Genomic DNA, 2,743 nt, shown 5'->3' on the forward strand with positions numbered 1-2,743 from the left:
GGCTGCTGTCAGTCGGTTGCGCGCCCGCCACGGGTTGCATGTGGTGAAATGATCCTGGGTGCGCGAAATGCCAAGCGCCCATGGTCGCCGGAGCATGACAAGCAACTGCGGGAAATGGTTGAAGCTGGAAAGAGCGTCACGACGATAGCGCTGAGGCTCAAACGAACAGTTCTCGCCGTTCGCGCGAGGTTGGGCATTCTCAGTATCTCAGTTCGCAGAATAAACGATGATAGCAAAAACCCGCCGGTGTGAACCGGCGGGCTCAGCTCACCTCGTCCGGATGCCCCACCGATAAGGCGTCATCTCGCGCGTCTCGGTCAACTTAATCATATGCACTGGGGCCGCGCTGAGCGGCCCTTCTTGCCTGATCGGCATTTCAGCGCCGCTTCCGGCTTCCAAATGGCGTATCCCGCGGCCAGCGTATCGCATCCAGCGGTAGCCTGGCGCGGGCCTTACATGATTGCACCGACCTCAGAATCCGTCATCTTTGCTCAGCACCCTTTGCAGATGCTATTGATCTTCTGATCGACCTTCGGATCTTCGGCTCGGATCTCGGCGTCACCCGGCATTGAAGGGCCAGGTGTAACCGTTCCGTCGATGCGTCCACTGCTGGTGCCACCAGCTCTGTTGCCGGCTGTTCCAGTGGTGATTGAGCCGCGAGCGCCGGTGCTCCCGGTTGACCCCGAGGAATTTGCCGTTCCTGCCGCGTTTGTGCCCGGGGCATCAGGCACCTTTGCAGAATTTCCAGCGCCACTTGGATCATTGTTTGAGTTATTCAGCCCGCCAGCGTTCGCCGGACCTGAGGGCACGCCACTGACGCCAGCAGTCCCGGCGCCAGCCGAGCCGGCATTGGGCGAACCAACAGCGCTGCCGCTACCGGCTGTGGGTCCGCTGGCCGCCCCGCCCGATGAAGCACCGCCGGCCGAGCCGCCGCCAGCTGATCCGCCTCCGGAGCCGCCACCTCCTCCGCCCTGAGCAAGTACGGGTAGTGGTGTCAGCAGCATGGCCAAGATCATCAACTTGGTCGGGAATAGCTTTATCATCGTAAATCTCCTGTTTATTTTCCGGCTCTCCACCTTCGCGTTAGGCTGCCTTTCTTTCTTCACGGCTCGCATACTCCAGCGTGATCTTCTCTACGTTCGACACCACCCATGCCGCCATGCGCTCTTCTTCCTTCAGCGATGTTTCCAACGGTGCACGCGCCGAATCCACGCCGGCCTGACCGCATAGCGCCAGCAGGGACTTGTAGGTGGCAATCTCAAAATTCTCGAAAGCGTTATTGGCGAAGGTGTTCTTGAGAATTTCGTCGCCGGCCATGGAATGGGCCATAGCCATGGCATTCGCCATCACCGATTGTGCCGTGTCCTTCAGGCTAGAGGTACTTTCGCCGCAAGCTTCCAGGCATTGCTCCAGCCGTTTCAGCTGCTCATTGGTCTCGCCAAGATGTGCGGTAACCTTCGCTTTCACCTCCGGATAGTCGTCGAGCCGCTCGGACTGGCGCTCCATGAGCTCGCGAGCCTGTGTTTCCATAGCGTGGGCGTTGCGCAAGCCGACCACGAAGATATCACGCGCAGTGTTGGGCATCTCTTTCTTCCTTCGTTTGAGACAAGATAGATAGCGCCCTCAACCTCGGATATTCACGTTGGTTCCTAATCGCGAGCGGACGTTGTGCGAATCTCCCGCGCGGCATCTGGTCGCGACAGCTCAGCGCTGCGTGGCCGGGTAGGCGTGTGCTCGGCAGGGAGCTTTGTTCCTATGTTCACTTTTTTCGAGAGGTCGGCCGGCTCAAGTCTCGCTTGGCGAGATCTTTTCATCTTTAACGGAACGACTGGGCTCTGATCTCTGTTGCTGAAGTCATTCTCTCTCCCTCTCTCCTGCGAACGAGGCCGCCATGTATCATCACGTCAAGAAGCTCATGTTCACCGTCCGCGTCGACGAACCGGACCCGCGTTTTGGCAATATGCTTCTTGAGCAATTCGGCGGCGCTAACGGCGAACTCGCCGCTGCGATGCAGTATTCGATCCAGGGCCTCAATTGCGAAGACCCTGACCGCAAAGATCTCCTGATGGACATCGGGACCGAGGAGCTGAGCCATCTCGAAGTGGTCGGGTCGTTGGCGCGGATGCACCTCAAACCATCAAAATTCGACCGTCAGGCCGCAGAGGCCGACCCCTTGATTGCGATCGCGGGCGGGGGAGGGGTGAACCTCTTCAACTCGCAGGGCAATCCCTGGACCGCCGACTACCTGAAGATTACCGGTGAGCTAGACGTCGATCTTCGCAGCAACATCGCGGCAGAAGCCCGCGCCAAAATCGTCTATGAGCGGCTCATCAATTTTTGTGATGATGCAGGCACCAAGGACGCGCTGCAATTCCTGATGACGCGCGAGATCACGCATATGAAGGCCTTCGCTCTGGCGCTCGACAGCATGAGCAAGCCAGCTTTCAGCGTCGGCCGCATCGCGCCGACACCCGGCCTCGTCAATCAATTCTTCAACGATTCAACCGGCACCGGCGATCATGGCGAAATCGACACCCGCGGTCCATGGAACGAGGGCAGCGATTGGGTTTTCGTGGAATCTCCCGCCATCCAAAGCGGCGAACCCGGCGCAGCTTCCGCCCTTATCACCGAGAGTTCACCTTCCGAGGGTCCGGAAGGCCTCGACGAACTCCTGATCGATGAACTTCGCGACCTCCTTCACGCCGAGAAACAACTGACAAAAGCGCTCCCCAAGATGGCCGCA

Annotated in this window: 3 protein-coding genes; 2 read left to right on the top strand and 1 reads right to left on the bottom strand. The window is 59.1% G+C overall.

What is annotated here, in order from left to right; translation table 11 throughout:
• On the top strand, positions 1–252 hold a 252-nt coding region (locus N554_RS41610), incomplete at its 5' end, for a hypothetical protein (protein WP_371259537.1).
• Positions 253–1,083: 831 nt separating this feature from the next.
• On the opposite strand, the gene N554_RS0130395 is transcribed toward N554_RS41610, so the two are convergent.
• Positions 1,084–1,584, bottom strand: coding sequence for a ferritin-like domain-containing protein (locus N554_RS0130395; RefSeq protein WP_029586886.1), 501 nt, complete (start codon positions 1,582–1,584; stop codon positions 1,084–1,086).
• A 307-nt stretch (positions 1,585–1,891) separates the two neighbouring features.
• Between N554_RS0130395 and N554_RS0130400 the strand changes: the two genes are divergently transcribed.
• Positions 1,892–2,743 (top strand): manganese catalase family protein (locus N554_RS0130400; protein ID WP_036054702.1); only part of this gene is annotated, 852 nt, incomplete at its 3' end.

Source organism: Bradyrhizobium sp. URHD0069, from assembly GCF_000701345.1.
In the GTDB taxonomy this organism is placed as follows: Bacteria; Pseudomonadota; Alphaproteobacteria; order Rhizobiales; family Xanthobacteraceae; genus Bradyrhizobium.

Coding starts and splice junctions, on each gene's coding strand:
- N554_RS0130395 (WP_029586886.1), bottom strand. CDS start 1,584: ATGCCCAACACTGCGCGTGATATCTTCGTGGTCGGCTTGCGCAACGCC.